The 14,673-nt window shown below is 65.9% G+C and carries 12 protein-coding genes and 1 tRNA gene; 8 read left to right on the top strand and 5 right to left on the bottom strand.

From position 1 onward, the window contains the following. The 3 genes from B3446_RS11030 to B3446_RS11020 all read left to right on the top strand — a co-directional run. Window positions 1-1,916, top strand: a 1,916-nt coding sequence (locus B3446_RS11030; protein ID WP_291380912.1) for an ImcF-related family protein, incomplete at its 5' end; no start/stop codon positions are given. Beyond that, window positions 1,913-2,896, top strand: coding sequence for a type VI secretion system-associated protein TagF (gene tagF, locus B3446_RS11025; RefSeq protein ID WP_175125526.1), 984 nt, complete (start codon window positions 1,913-1,915; stop codon window positions 2,894-2,896). The genes B3446_RS11030 and tagF, both read left to right, overlap by 4 nt. A 3-nt stretch (window positions 2,897-2,899) precedes the next feature. Then, window positions 2,900-3,694: an OmpA family protein gene (locus B3446_RS11020; protein ID WP_175125528.1), complete on the top strand. Its 795-nt coding sequence runs from the start codon at window positions 2,900-2,902 to the stop codon at window positions 3,692-3,694. Between the two features lie 21 nt (window positions 3,695-3,715). On the opposite strand, the gene tssA is transcribed toward B3446_RS11020, so the two are convergent. Further along, window positions 3,716-4,843: a type VI secretion system protein TssA gene (gene tssA / locus B3446_RS11015; protein ID WP_175139388.1), complete on the bottom strand. Its 1,128-nt coding sequence runs from the start codon at window positions 4,841-4,843 to the stop codon at window positions 3,716-3,718. A 133-nt stretch (window positions 4,844-4,976) separates the two neighbouring features. Between tssA and B3446_RS11010 the strand changes: the two genes are divergently transcribed. Both B3446_RS11010 and B3446_RS11005 read left to right on the top strand, forming a co-directional pair. After that, window positions 4,977-5,231, top strand: coding sequence for a hypothetical protein (locus B3446_RS11010; protein ID WP_224777011.1), 255 nt, complete (start codon window positions 4,977-4,979; stop codon window positions 5,229-5,231). A gap of 38 nt (window positions 5,232-5,269) precedes the next feature. After that, window positions 5,270-5,539: a PAAR domain-containing protein gene (locus B3446_RS11005; protein WP_105237403.1), complete on the top strand. Its 270-nt coding sequence runs from the start codon at window positions 5,270-5,272 to the stop codon at window positions 5,537-5,539. 123 nt (window positions 5,540-5,662) lie between these two features. On the opposite strand, the gene B3446_RS11000 is transcribed toward B3446_RS11005, so the two are convergent. Then, entirely contained in the window at window positions 5,663-7,597 is a 1,935-nt protein-coding gene (locus tag B3446_RS11000) for a bifunctional metallophosphatase/5'-nucleotidase (protein WP_291380907.1), read from the bottom strand. A gap of 522 nt (window positions 7,598-8,119) precedes the next feature. On the opposite strand from B3446_RS11000, the gene B3446_RS10995 reads away from it, so the two are divergent. Further along, the gene (locus tag B3446_RS10995) at window positions 8,120-10,033 is read left to right on the top strand and encodes a putative bifunctional diguanylate cyclase/phosphodiesterase (protein ID WP_291380905.1); all 1,914 of its coding nucleotides are present in this window, start codon (window positions 8,120-8,122) and stop codon (window positions 10,031-10,033) included. A 14-nt stretch (window positions 10,034-10,047) separates the two neighbouring features. On the opposite strand, the gene B3446_RS10990 is transcribed toward B3446_RS10995, so the two are convergent. From B3446_RS10990 to B3446_RS10980, 3 genes are all read right to left on the bottom strand, one after another. Beyond that, window positions 10,048-10,992 (bottom strand): metallophosphoesterase, encoded by a 945-nt coding sequence (locus B3446_RS10990; RefSeq protein WP_291380903.1) that lies wholly within the window; start codon window positions 10,990-10,992, stop codon window positions 10,048-10,050. Between the two features lie 182 nt (window positions 10,993-11,174). Beyond that, window positions 11,175-11,250, bottom strand: a tRNA-Lys gene (locus B3446_RS10985). A 140-nt stretch (window positions 11,251-11,390) separates the two neighbouring features. Beyond that, complete coding sequence (locus B3446_RS10980) at window positions 11,391-12,137, bottom strand: 3-oxoacyl-ACP reductase family protein (RefSeq protein ID WP_291380901.1); 747 nt, start codon at window positions 12,135-12,137, stop codon at window positions 11,391-11,393. 114 nt (window positions 12,138-12,251) lie between these two features. Between B3446_RS10980 and B3446_RS10975 the strand changes: the two genes are divergently transcribed. Then, entirely contained in the window at window positions 12,252-12,899 is a 648-nt protein-coding gene (locus B3446_RS10975) for a TetR/AcrR family transcriptional regulator (RefSeq protein ID WP_175125552.1), read from the top strand. Between the two features lie 11 nt (window positions 12,900-12,910). Then, complete coding sequence (locus B3446_RS10970) at window positions 12,911-14,464, top strand: sensor domain-containing diguanylate cyclase (protein WP_291380898.1); 1,554 nt, start codon at window positions 12,911-12,913, stop codon at window positions 14,462-14,464. The last annotated feature ends 209 nt before the right edge of the window (window positions 14,465-14,673 follow it).

Raw genomic sequence — 14,673 nt, 5'->3', positions numbered from 1 at the left:
TGGATCCCACGCATCTGTCCGACCAGATCACCCGATTCTGGCGCGGATGGCTGGAAACCAACCGGGGCGCGATGCCGCGCGACCAGTTGATCCGCAGCGCCGAACGCCTGATCTCGTTCTACGTGGCGCGTGCCGCCGATGCGGACTGGCCGCAGATCGAAACCAATCTGGCCATGGTGGAACGCACGCGCGGCAACCTGCGCAGCGTGATGCAGGGCATGCCGGCGCGCGAGCGCGCCTATGCCACGCTGAAGGCGCGCGCCGCCACGCGCTTCCCCGCGATGACCGTCGCCCGCATCATGGGCGAAGCCGATGCCGCGGTCGTGGCCGGCAGCTACGCCGTGCCGGGCACGTTCACGCGCGAGGCCTGGGAGCAATACATCGAGCCGGCCATCGGCGAAGCCGCGCGCCGCGAGGTGCAGACCAGCGACTGGGTGCTGGGTGTGAACGCGCGCGACGATCTCACGCTGGAAGGCAGCCCCGAGCAGATCCAGAAGAGCCTGGCCACGATGTACAAGACCGAGTACGCGCAGGAATGGCAGAAGATGCTGCGCGGGGTCACCATCAAGCCCTTCACCAGCTTCGATCAGGCGGTGCAAGGCATGAACCGCCTGGGCGATCCGCAGAACTCGCCGCTGGTCAAGCTCATCAACACCACGTACGAACAGACCTCGTGGGACAACCCGTCGCTGATCAACACCGGCATCACGCAGGCGCAGACCGGCGTCGTCGCCTGGTTCAAGCGCGTGATCCTGCGCCAGGGCCAACCCAAGCCGACCGAGGCGGCGCCCGGCGGCGAACAGATCCCGATGGGCCCGGTGGGACGCGAATTCTCCGACGTGGCGCGCCTGGTGGTCCAACGCGACAACCAGTCGCTGCTGGGCAATTACATGAACGCCCTGTCCAAGATCCGGACGCGGTTCAACCTGATCAACAACCAGGGCGATCCCGGCCCGGGCGCCCTGCTGCTGATGCGCCAGACACTGGAAGGCAAGGACTCCGAACTGGCGGACGCGCTCAAGCTGGTGGACGAGCAGATGCTCGCCGGCCTGACGCCGGCACAGCGCGAGACGCTGCGCCCGCTGCTGGTGCGCCCGCTGATCCAGGGCTACGCCGTCGCCATGCAACCCGCGCAGACCGAGCTGAACAAGGTCTGGAACGCGCAGGTCTATCAGGGCTTCACGCAGAACCTGGCTGACAAGTATCCGTTCTCGACCAAGGCCGGCATCGAGGCCAGCAGCGAAGAGATCGCGCAGGTCTTCGGTCCGCAGGGCAGCATCGCCAAGTACGTCAATGAAACGCTGGGACCCCTCACGGTGCGCCGCGGTGACATTCTCACGGCGCGCACGTGGGGCGACATGGGCATCGACCTGCAGCCGTCGTTCACCGCGAACTTCGCGCAATGGGTGGCGCCGCTGTCGGGCGGCGCGGCCGGATCGGGCGCGGCCAGCCAGCCGCAGACGCTGTTCCAGATCCAGCCCAAACCCGCGGGCGGCGTCACCGAGTACACGATCGAGATCGACGGCCAGCAACTGCGCTACCGCAACACGCCGCCGCAATGGGTCAACTTCGTGTGGCCCAACGCGCAGGGCGCACCCGGCGCGCGCATCACCGCCACCGCCTTCGACGGCACGGTGGTCGAGATCGTGAACGAGCCCGGCCGCTTCGGCCTGGAACGCTTGATCTCGGGCGCCCAGCGCAAGCCCAACCAGGACGGCAGCTTCGAGATGAGCTGGACCAAGTCCAACATCACCGTGCCGGTCCGGCTGCGCATCATCAGCAATACCCAGGCGGCCAGCGCCGGCGCCGCCGAGCCCGGCAGCCAGGGCCTGCGCAACCTGCGTCTGCCCGCCACGGTCGCGGGCGCCTCCCCTCAACCTTCCGTCGCCTCGACGGCTGCCGGAGTGCAGCAATGAGCAATCCGCAGTCCCCTATTTTCCGCACGGCCTACTTCGGCAAGATTCCGTCGCGTGGCGACTTCGTCAAGAACACCTCGCACCCGCAGCTGATGGCGACGCTGGACGCCTGGGTCGCCAACACCATGGAGATCCTGGCGCAGGATCCGCATTGGAAGACGCTGTACGACGAGGCGCAGCCGGTGCCCTTCGCGGTGCTGGGTTCACGCGGCAAGCTGGCCATCGCGGGCCATCTGCAGCCCAGCCGCGACCAGTCCGGACGGCGCTTCCCGTTCATCAGCGCGACCTCCGTCGAGGTGTCGCGCCCGCTGGACTTCATTGCGCGCAGTCCGCTGGCCTTCAGCCGGATGTGGAATCGCATGGGGGCTGCCGCGTCGCAGCTCATGCAGGAAGGCGACCCCGCCGATGCGTTGCAGACGCTGAACGGCCTGGAAGGAGAAATCCGCACCGCCGCCGACGACGGCTTTGATGCCTTCATCGACCTGCAGACGCTCGAGCGCGTGGAAGCGATGCTGCGCAGCAACGGCCACGCCGCCAACATGCACGACATCGTGCTGGCGCTGGGCATCCTGCTCACGCCGGTCATGTCCAGCGGCTCGTCGCAGTTGGACACCGGACTGGCGCTCCCGCTACCCGACGACCCGCTCTACATCAATCTGGTGGCAACGTACTGGATGACGCTGATCGCGCCCTTCCTGAACCGCGCCGACTTCGAAATCGCCATGTTCATCGGCCATATCGCGGGCAAGCACCGGCTGGTGGTGGGCTTTCGCGGCGCGTCACCGCAGACGCTGGCGACGCTGTTGTCGACGCCGCAGACGCTGTCGCAGCACTACATCATGCTGGACGCCGCCCCCTGGGTGCGCGACCACGTCAGCGCCAGCCACGGCCTGGCCAAGCTGTCGAGCTATCTGGATCAACAGCGGCTGTCTCTGCGCCAGGCGCTGGAGACCTACCGCGAAGTCTTCATCGGAGCCTAGGACATGCGCACACTCACTCTGGTCCTGGCCGCGGCCTGCTCCTGGGCGGCGCATGCCCAGGACGCGGCAACGGTCGTTCCCGCCAACGTCATCCCCCAACCCGGCCAGGTGGTCGCCAGCGGCGCGGTGCCCGACGAAGCCACCAAGGCCGACGTGCTGCAAAGGCTGCAAAAGGTGTATGGCGTGGGCAATGTGATCGACCGCATCGACGTGGGCGGCGTCGTCGCCCCGCCGAACTGGTCGCAACACGTCGGCAAGCTGTTGGACAGTCCGCTCAAGCAGATCAACCGCGGACAGCTGGAGATCGACGGCACGCAGATCCGGCTGCGCGGCGAGGTGGACAACGAAGCCTCGCGCCAGCAGATCGCAAGCACCTTCGCCACCTCGCTCAACCCCACCTACAAGATCGTCAACGGCCTGCGCGTGTCGGCGGACAAGGACGAGCAGGACGTGCTGGACAACCTGCTCAGCAATCGCGTGGTGGAATTCGAGACGGGCAGCACGCGCCTGACCGCACGCGGCCGCGAGCTGCTGGACCGGGTGGCCGATGCCGTGCCGAAGCTGCGTGCCGACAAGATCCAGATCATCGGCCACACCGACAGTTCGGGCAGCCGCAGCACCAACCTGGCGCTGAGCCAGGCGCGCGCAGACGCGGTGCGCGACTATCTGGTCGATAAGGGATTGCCGGCATCGCGCTTTGAGGCGATGGGCGCCGGCCCCGATCAACCGGTGGCCACGAACGCCACGCCCGAAGGCCGCGCCAAGAACCGGCGGATCGAATTCCGCGCGGCGCGCTGAGGGCGCGCGCCGAGGGCCGCCTCAGCTGCCCTCGCCGGCCTTCTTGATGCCAAGCAGTTCTTCCAGGCCCGAGAGGGTCTCGTCGTTCTTGACCACCGTGCGCAGCCACAGGTGCAACGACATCTCGCCCCAGCTTGCGGCCTTGTCGGCCAGGTAGGCGACCGGGCTGTGGGGCTCGGTGCGGCGAAAGAAATCAGCCACCTCGCGCAGTTGCGCCAGCGCCTGTTCGCGGGTCTGGATCGGACCGCGCACGGCGGCCGGCTGCGCGCCATGCGCGGGCGTATCGACTGCGGGAAAGTGATCGGCGGGGGGCAAGGTGGGCTCCACTCGAACGGGAACGGCGGGTGCGGGCGCCGCGGGCGGCGGTGCGGCCGCCAGGTCGGCACGGACCAGCAGGCCCGCGTCGCGTGCAAAGCGGTGCACCAGTTCCGTGACATTGCGCAGCGACTCGCGCACACGGGAGAACGCCGGGCTTTCGTCGCCCAGCCGCTCGTCCAGCGTGCGCTCCAGCTGCGCCAGCGCCTGCGAGCAACCTTCGAGCTGCGTGTCCAGCTCGGAATAGAACGACGGCGGCGTATCGCGCCGCGCGGCGTCGAACCGGTCCAGCGTCAGCTTGCCGCGCGTCAATTCATTGGCGTTGTCCGGCGTACGCTTGACGGCATTGGCGAGTTGGCTCGCCGCCTCCCACAGCACCGCGCCGTAGCGCGCGCCATCGGCCTGGGTCAGCGGAATCTCGCCGATGAGCTGCTGCGATCGCGACAGCAGCCACGCCAGATTGCCCACACGCTGCTGCACGTCGCCGTCTTCCGGCACGGGATGCAGCCCTTCCCAGTAGTCGCGGCACAGCCCGTCGATGAGCAGATAGCCGTCACGCAGCCCCGCAAAGCCGCGCGTCTTGGCCCAGGCTTCCGCGAGCCACGACGCGATGCGGATGTCCTTGCTGCGCTCGCGCAGCACCGTCGAGCAGATGCGCGCCACCTCGGGCCAGTCGGCCTCTTTCAGGTCGATGACCCAATCGCCTTGGTCGAGTTGGGGATCGTCGTGACGGCGCGCCTCGCGGATCGCGTCGAACTCGGGCGAAAACACCAGGTCGACGCCGCAAGGCGCGTCGCCGGGGATCGGAAGCAACAGAGCGTTGATGTCGGTCATGGGCGCGGAGCATATGTAAGTAGGCGCAAATGATCCCACAACCGTTTACGCAGGACGTTCAAAGATGACACGTCCTGTTACAAAGCGCGTCACGATGCTTCGCTATGATTTGCGCTCCGATCAAGGAGCACTCATGACGACGAAATCGATCCGCATGTTGCCCGACGGGCACTTCATCGCCGGCACCCCGCGCCGCGCGCCTGACGGCACCCTCGTCGGCGGAGAAGGTCCGATCACGCGCGCCCCGGACGGCACCTACGTGGCCGGCACGCCGCAACGCGCCCCCGACGGCAGCTACAAAGGCGGCGGCGGTCCCGTGCGCATGGCGCCGGACGGCACTTTCGTGGTGGGCCCGGCACGGCTGGCGCCGGACGGCACGTATCTGTAAATCCATTCCTGGCTTTAAACCCATACCTGGCGCGCAACATGTCCCAACGCTCCGTCATCCGCAAGGGCGATAAAACGTCGCACGGCGGCGTCGTCGTGACCGGCGACGAAACCGTCGTCATCTTCGGGCAGCCGATGGCCCGCGTCGGCGATCGCGTCACCTGCCCCAAATGCGGCGACACCCACACCATCGTCGAAGGCGTGCAGAACGTCGGCTCGGACCGCCTCACCGCCCTGGAAGGCATGCGCACGTCGTGCGGCGCCACGCTGATCGCCAGCCAGCATTTCTATCAGTTGGAATACGGTTGAGCGACGGGCCTCGCGCCTGGCGCGAGGCCCAGCGCGTATTCAGAACGCGCGAAGGCGGGTCCCCGCATCGGGAACCCGCCGACGGCACGGCAGGACCGGCGTTCCGGCCTGCCGGATTGACGATTACTGCTGCCAGTTGTGCGTGCTGTACCGGTCGTTGTCGATGCGGTTCAAGACAGGCAGGCCGGTGCCCGAATCCTTCACCTGCATGTCGATGTAGGCCTGGAACACATCCGCGTCCAGCACACCGATGTCGGAGCGGCGCTCGGCCGGCACGTTGGCCAGCGTCGTGTAGCCGTCGCCGCCGGTGGCATTGAAGCTCAGCACGAACAGGCGATAGGTGCGCGCATTGTCCAGCGGCAGCCACGTGCTGGTGGCCTGGTCCAGGTACTGGAAGTTGCTGGCGCGGTTGCCCTTCGCATTCGAGGCGGTCACGTCCCAACGCAGGCCGGCCGCGTAGGGGTAAGGACCGTCCTTGCCGCCCGGCTTGTACGTCGCGTCCAGGCCATCCTCGATCATGGACTTGACCTCGTTGGCGGTCAGGTCCAGACGCCACAGCATGTTGCCGAAGGGCACGACGGCGATCACGTCGGCGGCCGTCACGGTGCCGTTCAGCGCGCGGCGCACACCGCCACCGCTTTGCAGGGTCATGTCGGCGCCGCCGTATTCGGCATTGGCCACGTCCAGATAGGCTTGCGCGACTAACTGCTGGATGTCGCCGCCGCGCAGGGCGACGTTGCCTTCGCTCTCGCAAGCGGGGCTGGCTGCATTGCTGGCGGGCGTGGGACCCGGAATACGGCGGAAGCACAGTTCCAGCGTCACCTGGGCGACGTTGGTCTTGCTGAAGCTGTCGATCTTGGCCTTGAAGGGTTGCAACACCGACAACGCGGCGGCGTCCGGCGTCTGCTCGCGCAGGAAGCCGCTGGCCGCGACCCCGGCCTTAAAGGCGGCGCGATCGGCATCGGAGGCCGCAACCAGGGTGCTGCCCGACTTGACGCGGTAGTCGGTGTCGATCAGCACATGTGGCGTGCCGGCGCAGTTCGTCACGTCGCCGTTGGCGTCGAAGCTGACCTTCAGTTCGCCCACGACCTGCGAGTATTCCCAAGCCTGCACCAGGCAGACGGGCTTGCCGTCCTTGTCGGCCAGACGGGTCGGATAGGCGCCGCCCGGCGTGCCCACGGCCATCGTCTTCATCGCGTCCGGACCCAGCAGCGTGTGCGAATCGCCCCCCACCACCACGTCGACGCCGCTCAGCTTGGCGATCACTTCCTTGTCATAGCCGTAGCCGATGTGGCTGAGCAGGATGACCTTGTTGACGCCATTGGCGCGCAGCGCGTCGATCTGCGCCTGCGCGGCCACGGTTTCGTCGGTGAACGTCGTGTCCGCGTTGGGGCTGGACGATTCCTTGGTCTTGCTGGCGATCGTCAGGCCGACGATGCCGATCTTCTGGGCATCGCGTTCCACCACGATGGCGGGCTTGATCAGATCGGTGCCTTTGAGCGGCGAGCTCGCGCCGAAGTTGACGTTCGCGCTCAGGACCGGCGTCTGGCAGGCGCCGGCGTGCAGGAAGTCGACAAAGCGCTTCAGGCCGTCGTCGCCCTTGTCGAACTCGTGATTGCCGACTGCCATGGCGTCGAAGCAGACCGTGTTCATCAGCGCGGCATCGGCCTCGCCCGGCGCGCCGGCGCGGTTGAAGTACAGCGTGCCGGTCTGCGCGTCGCCCGCGTGCAGCTTCAGCACGTTCGGCGAATTCGCGGCCAACTGGTCGATGGCGGCCTTCACGCGCGGCATGCCGGCGGCGGACACAGTCACTTCGGTATCGGCGCCCGCGGCGTTCTTCAGGGTCAGCGTCCGGTCCTTGCCGTCCAGCGTGGAGTGATGGTCATTGATGTGGAGGATCGTCAGCTCAAGCGGACGCGCCTGCACGGGAGGTTCGGTAACGGGGGGCGTCTCGGGGTCGCTGCTGTTGTCGTTGTCGTTGTCGCCACCGCAGCCAGCAATCAGCGCCATTGCGCTCATCATTGCGCAGGCCAGCGCATTCCGATTCCAGTGCTTCATGTTCCTTTTTCCCGTGGAGGCTATTCGAGGCCCGCATTCTGTTTGCCGCGTATGACGCAACGATGAATGCGAGCTGAAAACCTTCCGCGCAAGAAAAGGGTCGATTTTTCGCGTCCGGACATGCTTTTGACGCGTGACTGGTGTATCGGGAGGGGCTTTTCGCAAACATGATCGCGCCGCGTCCGCCCGGCCAAGTGCGCATCTGAAAACACATCTCGCACTGGAAAAATGAAGTTTCGTGCGATAAATTCATACCTCGGAATAATCGGTTACAGATTTGTCTTCCGAAACGTTTCAGGCAAGTCACACTGCAAAAAATGGTTCTTCCCCCGGCGCTTCCGGCAAATGTGGCGCCGGTTTCGCTGTGAGGCATGACAGACACGCTTTGATGGCGGGCACCATCCGCCCCCCGTGGCCAGCAATGGCGGCGGGGCAAGGAGGTGGGCAGTTCCGCGGCTTGCCCGCGTAACGCCAGGGGAATCAGACGGCGCAGCACAAGGAGAAATAGAAAGGAGGCTGTAGATGAAATGCCCCCCACCTTTGCCGACCGAAACCGAGCGCCTGCGCGCCCTGTCGGAGTACGGGCTGGATCCGCAGCATCCGCTGCCCAGCCTGGACCCGGTCGTGCGCATTGCATCGCGCATGTTCAACATGCCGGTGTCAGCCATCAACATGGTCGGCAGCGAACATGTGTTTTTCGCGGCCAGCATCGGCGTCGGCGACACCGACATGCGCCGTGACGTCTCTTTCTGCGCCCATGCGGTCTTGCAGGACGACGTCATGGTCGTGCCGGATGCGCGCCTGGACGAACGCTTCCATGACAATCCGCTCGTGTCGGGCCCGGCCAGCATCCGGTTCTATGCCGGCGTTTCCCTGAATTCGCCTGACGGCCATCCGCTGGGCGCGCTGTGCGTCATCGACACGCAACCGCACGCCGATTTCAGCGAGGACGACAAGGAACGCCTGCGCGAACTCGCTCGCATGGCGGCCGACCGCCTGGAATTGCGACGTGTGGAAGTCAGCGCCGAACGCGCCCGCGCGCGAGCCGAACTGCCAGCGGGTGGCCAGAGGACGAAGCGCAGCCCCACCCCACGGCCCGGCGCGGCCCACCCCCACACACGCCATGACGACGACGCGCGCAAACTCACCGGTTTCGATCCGCTGACGGGCCTTGCCAACCGCGGGGTCTTCTACCGGCGAGTGGAGGAAGTGCTGGTGCATCCGTGTGCCGCTGCCATCCTGATGCTGGACCTGGATGGCTTCAAGGACATCAACGACACGATGGGCCATGCCGTCGGCGACGCGATCCTGCGGGAGCTCGCGGCGCGTCTGGACGGCATCGCGGGTCCGTGCGACACGGTGGCCCGCCTGGGCAGCGACGAATTCGCCATCCTGCAGCACGAAGTCGGCGACCTGAAACAGGCAATGGACCTGGCGCAACAGGCGCTGGCGCGCATTGCTGAACCCATTTCGGTCCAGGGGCAAGAGCTGCGCCTGACCGCGAGCTGCGGCCTGGCACTGGCTCCGCTGCATGCGCACGAAGCGCTGGAACTGGTGGGCAATGCCGATCTCGCATTGGTCAAAGCCAAGGCGGTCGGCCGCGGCCGCATCTCTGTCTTCGCCCCCAACTTGCGCCTGGAGGCCGTGGCGCGGCGCCTGTACGGCATGGAGCTGCACCGCGCGGTCGCCAAAGGCGAATTCCTGCTCTTCTATCAGCCGCAGATCAATCTGGCGACTGGCACACTGACCGGCGCCGAGGCATTGCTGCGCTGGCGCCATCCCCAACTGGGCATGCTGGCGCCGGCCGTCTTCCTGCCGTCGCTGGAAGGCGGGCCCTTGGCGGGCGCGGTCGGAGCGTGGGTGCTGAACGAAGCGTGCAGTCAGGCCGCGTTCTGGCGACGCAGCGGCCTGCACGACTTTCGCATCGCCGTGAACCTTTTTGGCGTGCAATTCCGCGAGGGCGACCTGGCGGCCGAAGTCGCGCAAACACTCGCCCGGCACGGCCTGCCGGCCGAGGCGCTGGAACTGGAGATCACCGAGAACATCGTGCTGAACAGCGACGACACCGTCTTGGAAACACTGCAGCGCCTGCGCGCCCAAGGCGTGGGCATTTCATTCGATGACTTCGGCACGGGGTATGCCTCGCTAAGCCTATTGAAGACCCATCCGATCACGCGCATCAAGATCGATCGGTCGTTCGTGAGCGGGATACTGGAGTCGAACCAGGACGCCACGGTGGTCCGGGCCATTCTGGATGTGGCGCGCAGCTTTGACCTGAAGACCATCGCCGAAGGCATCGAAACCGATGCGCAACGCGAACGGCTGCAGGCCGAGCATTGCGAAGAGGGTCAGGGGTATCTGTTCGGAAAGCCGATGCCGGCGCAGCAGTTTGCGCAGACGTTCGGGATCGAGACGGCGCTGCGGATCATGGCGTGAAGGCCGTCGCGGCGCTATTCCCTATCCCAGACCAGCTTTTCATTGGACAGCGTGTCCTCGCCATCCCAGCGGTACGCCACCAGTGGACCGCCGGCTGCGGCCGACCAGTCCAGGCAGGCGAGCTTCCCGCTCTCGATCTTGGGCTGCCCCTTGAACCAATGGTGGCCGATGAACACGGGCGCGCCGGTAATGGGCGTCCGGTTGAAGCCCTCGGGCAATGCCAAGCCGCGGATCTGCTCTTCCTGGCCGGCCGGCACCAATGCGACCTCGTGCAGGGCACCGGCCCAATCGCGCCAATTGGCAAGGCGCACGTGGTGATGGCGGTGGCCCTCCTTGTCCTCGATGTAGCGGCCGTCAGGCAATGCCAATTCCATTCCCGACGTGAGCAGCTTCCTGGCCTGCTCCAGATCAGAGCCCGTTTGATGCGTGGCCACCAGCATGGCGTCATCCAATGACTTGCCAGCCACCCAACCCGCTTCGGTCAACGCTTTGACGGCACGGTCGTCCCAGCACGCATGCGCAACACGAATGCCGCCCAAGTCCATGCAGGGCGGCAATTGGCGAAACCAGGCAACCCAGGCGGCATGCTCGGGGCTGCCTTCCCCTATCTGATCGATGAAGGCGCCGTGCTGCTTGCGGTTCTTCCGGCACGTCGCCGAGTCGCCGCGATTGGGGCGCAGGAATTCGCCGGGATGGTGAGGGTCTTCGACGGCGTAGCCGATGGCGTTGAACTCGTGGTTGCCCATCACACATAGGGCCTGACCGTCATCCATCATGGCGCGGACGATTTCCAGGACACGCCGCTGCCCCGCGCCTCGATCCACCAGATCGCCAAGGAATATCGCCTGCCGGCCTTGGGGGGCCTTATAGCCTTTTCCCGCCGGCACATAGCCGAGACAACGCAGCAGCCCCTCGAGCTTCAGGTCTTCGCCGTGGATGTCGCCAATGATGTCGTACATGCATCGTCCTTCATGCGTTCCTGGGCCGATTGGCGAGATGCGTCTCGCAGGCTTAAGGAAACGAAACCGGAATACGTTAGCACTGCGGCCAAATACCCGAAAAGCAAAAAGCCCACCGTTTCCGGTGGGCTTAGCGCTGGGGTACTGCTGGGGTTACTGCTAGAAGTACCGCCAAAGAATTCTGGTGGGCTGTGAGTGGCTCGAACACTCGACCTACGGATTAAGAGTCCGCTGCTCTACCAACTGAGCTAACAGCCCTGCAAGTCACTCACTTTGATCTGCTGCTGCGCTAAGCGCTGTAGCGTTTCGTTATGTGTGTGCTGCGAAGAAGAAAGATTATATGGGGCTTTTTTTGTTTGTGCAAGTCGAGTGGCGAAAAAGTTTTAGAAATGACCACATCAAGCCGCGTACCCGCCATCGACGGCCAAGCTCGCGCCCGTGACGTAGCGGCCTTCGGGTCCTGCCAAGAATGCGACCATCCCAGCGATATCACGCGCTTCGCCGTAGTGAGGCAAGGACAGCACGGCCACCAGATCAGCCGCGCGGTCGCCATCGGCGGGGTTCATGTCTGTGTCGATAGGACCCGGGTGTACGACGTTCACCGTGATGCCGCGCGGCCCCAGATCGCGCGCCAGGCCTTGCGTCAGTCCGACCAACGCGGACTTGCTGGCGGCGTACAGCGCAACGCCCGCGCGGCCGGCGCGGGGGGCCAGGCAACTGCCGATGTTGATGATGCGGGCGCCATCCGGCATCGAGGCCTGCGCCGTCTGGATGGCGACAAAAGGCGCGCGCACGTTGATGTCCATCGTCCGCTCGTAGTCGTCCAGGCTGGTGTCTGCGACATGCCCGGCCAGAAAAATGCCGGCGTTGTTGACCAGCACGTCGACGGGACCAAGTTCACGGATCGAGTCTTCGACGGCGCGCTTGACCGCGGCGTCGTCCGCGGAATCGGCCTGGATGGCTTTCGCGCGGCGGCCCTGCGCCGTCAGCTCCTGCACCAGCGCCTGGGCGGGCGCTGCGGACGATGCGCTGACATAGGTGAAGGCAACATCCGCGCCGTCGGCGGCGAGGCGTCGAACAATGGCGGCGCCGATGCCTCGGCTGCCGCCCGTGACAAACGCCACTTTTCCATTCAAGTTCTGCATGGGAAACCTCATTTTGTAGTGATCGGTACAAATATCATCGCCGCGCCATCACGGCACGGTCAACAATTTTTTATCGATCAACACAAAATAGTCAACGCGAGTAAAATCGCGGGCATGGCTGAACGTGGGCGCCCGCGGAACTTCGACCGTGCCCAGGCCTTGCAAAAGGCCATGGAAGTTTTCTGGTCGAAGGGATATGAAGGGGCATCGCTGACCGATCTGACGGAAGCGATGGGCATCAACTCGCCCAGCCTCTATGGCGCGTTCGGTTCCAAGGAAGGTCTTTTCCGCGAAGCCGTCGAGCTCTACCGCGAGACCGAAGGCGGCTCGGCGCGGCGCGCGCTGCTCGCGGCGCCGACAGCGCGCGATGCGGTGCAGGCCATGCTGCTGGCATCGGCCGAACGCTTCACCGCCCCTGGCCTGCCACCCGGCTGCATGATCGTGCTGGGCGCACCCGCCGGTTGCGACAACCAGCCTGGCGTGGGGAATTTTCTGGGAGACAATAGGCGCGAGATGCAAAGCCGCATCCTCGCCCGTCTGAACGCAGGCGCCGCCCAAGGCGAATTGCCCGCCGGCGCAGACCTGAAGGGCCTTGCCGCGTTCTACACGACAGTGCTGCATGGCATGTCCATCCAGGCGCGCGACGGCGCCAGCCGCAAGACCTTGCAGGCGGTGGCCCGGCAGGCGATGCGCGCGTGGGACGCCCTGATCTGCGACGCCCCGCCGCCCTCCGGCGTGCCACCGGGCCGCGCCCGCAACTGACGGATACCGTCATGTTCCGCGTCGACCTGCGGCGTCTCATCCTGTGGATCAGCCTGCTGTCGGTCGTCGTGGTGCTTGCGGGCGGCCTGCATGCCAGCTATCTGGTGCAGCGTGGTCTGCTGCTGCGCAATGCCATGGACACGAACCGCATCTATGCGTCCAAGCTGGCGCTGACCACCGATGCGCTGCTGAACGACATTCGCCGCTACCTCGCCTACAGCGCCGACGAGCTGGCCGGCATGGAAAGCCGTCCCGAAAGCATGGCCGAGGAAACGCGGCGGCAGGAGCAGCAGCTGGGGCTTTTCAATTCCAGCTTCGTCTCATCACCACAAGGCAAGGTGCTGGCGGTGTCGCCGTCGTATCCGCAATTGCTGGGACATCAGTTGGTCAGCGACGCGGTCAAGCAGGCGCTTGCCGCCCGGCAGCCGACGATCAGCGAGCCGTTTCAGGCCAGCAACGGCCGCTGGCAGATCCTCTACACCCAGCCGATTTTTTCGCGCGATTTCCGCTATCTCGGCTTCATAGCCGGGTCGCTTTACCTGCACGAGGACAACGTGCTGGATCGTCTGCTGGACCAGCATTTCTACCGCGACGATTCCTTTCTCTACGTCATCGACCGCAAGGGCACGCTGATCTACCACCCCAACAGCGCGCAGCTTGGCAAGCCGGCCCCCGACAACGAAGCCTTTGCCTCGGCGCGGCGTGGCGAGACCGGCGAGCGGCGCTTCATCGACAACGAAGGCCGCGACATGCTGGCAGGGTTTGCGCCCGTGCCCAGCACCGGCTGGAGCATCATCGCGCAGCGACCGGTGGACAGCACGCTTGCCCCGCTTTCGGACCTGTTGATGGCCACCGCCCGCAACACCCTGCCCTTGCTGCTGCTATCGGTCGCGTTGATCTGGCTGTTGTCGCGCTGGATCGCGCGCCCCTTGGGGCAGATGGCCAGCATTGCCAAGCGCATGCAGGACCCGGATGCCGCGGACCGCATCCGTGCCGTGCGTTCGTGGTATTTCGAGGCTGCGCAATTGCGGCGCGCGCTGCTGATGGGGCTGGCGTCGTTTCATCACAAGCTCAGCGACCTGCGCCGCGAAAACACGACCGACACGCTGACCGGGTTGCTGAACCGCCGCGGCATGGATGAGGCGCTGGCGCTGCTGGGCGCCGAAGGCACGCCGGTCGCCATCGTGGCGATCGACATCGATCACTTCAAGCGCATCNNGGCGCTGGCCGGCGTGATGCGCGAGGGATCCCGCAGCGGTGACGTGCTGACACGGCCGGGCGGCGAAGAATTCGTGATGCTGCTGCCGGGCGCCAGCATGGCGGCGGCCATCGCGATTGCGCAGCGGCTGCGTACGCGGCTGGCGACGCCGGAGGCGACGCCGCTACCCGCCCCCCTCACCATCTCGGCCGGCGTGGCGCATTATCCGGAACAAGGCGCGACGCTCGAGGCGGTGTTCGAGCGGGCCGACCAGGCGCTCTACTACGCCAAGAACCATGGCCGCGATGTGGTGTGCGCGGCCGACGAAGCCGCGCCGGATGGCTTTCGACTGATGCCCGGGGGCTGACCGTCACGCGCCGTGGCGGAACGGGGACGTCTGCGGTCACGCCGGCCCGCATATTCCTGTCACCTGGGCGGAGCCGGCGCATTCGCCGGCGGGCGCCCGCTTACTTCTTGGCCGGCGCTGGCGCCTTCGGCGGCTTGCGCATCTGCTCCAGCAGCGGGCCGCACGCATTCTCGTCGTTGGCGCTGGGCGCGATCAGCGCCAGCAGCCCG

It is taken from the genome of Achromobacter sp. UBA5777, from assembly GCF_002418565.1.
Taxonomy (GTDB): domain Bacteria; phylum Pseudomonadota; class Gammaproteobacteria; order Burkholderiales; family Burkholderiaceae_B; genus Achromobacter; species Achromobacter animicus.
The sequence above is the reverse complement of the archived record's forward strand: the minus strand, read 5'-3'. Positions and strand labels throughout refer to the sequence as shown.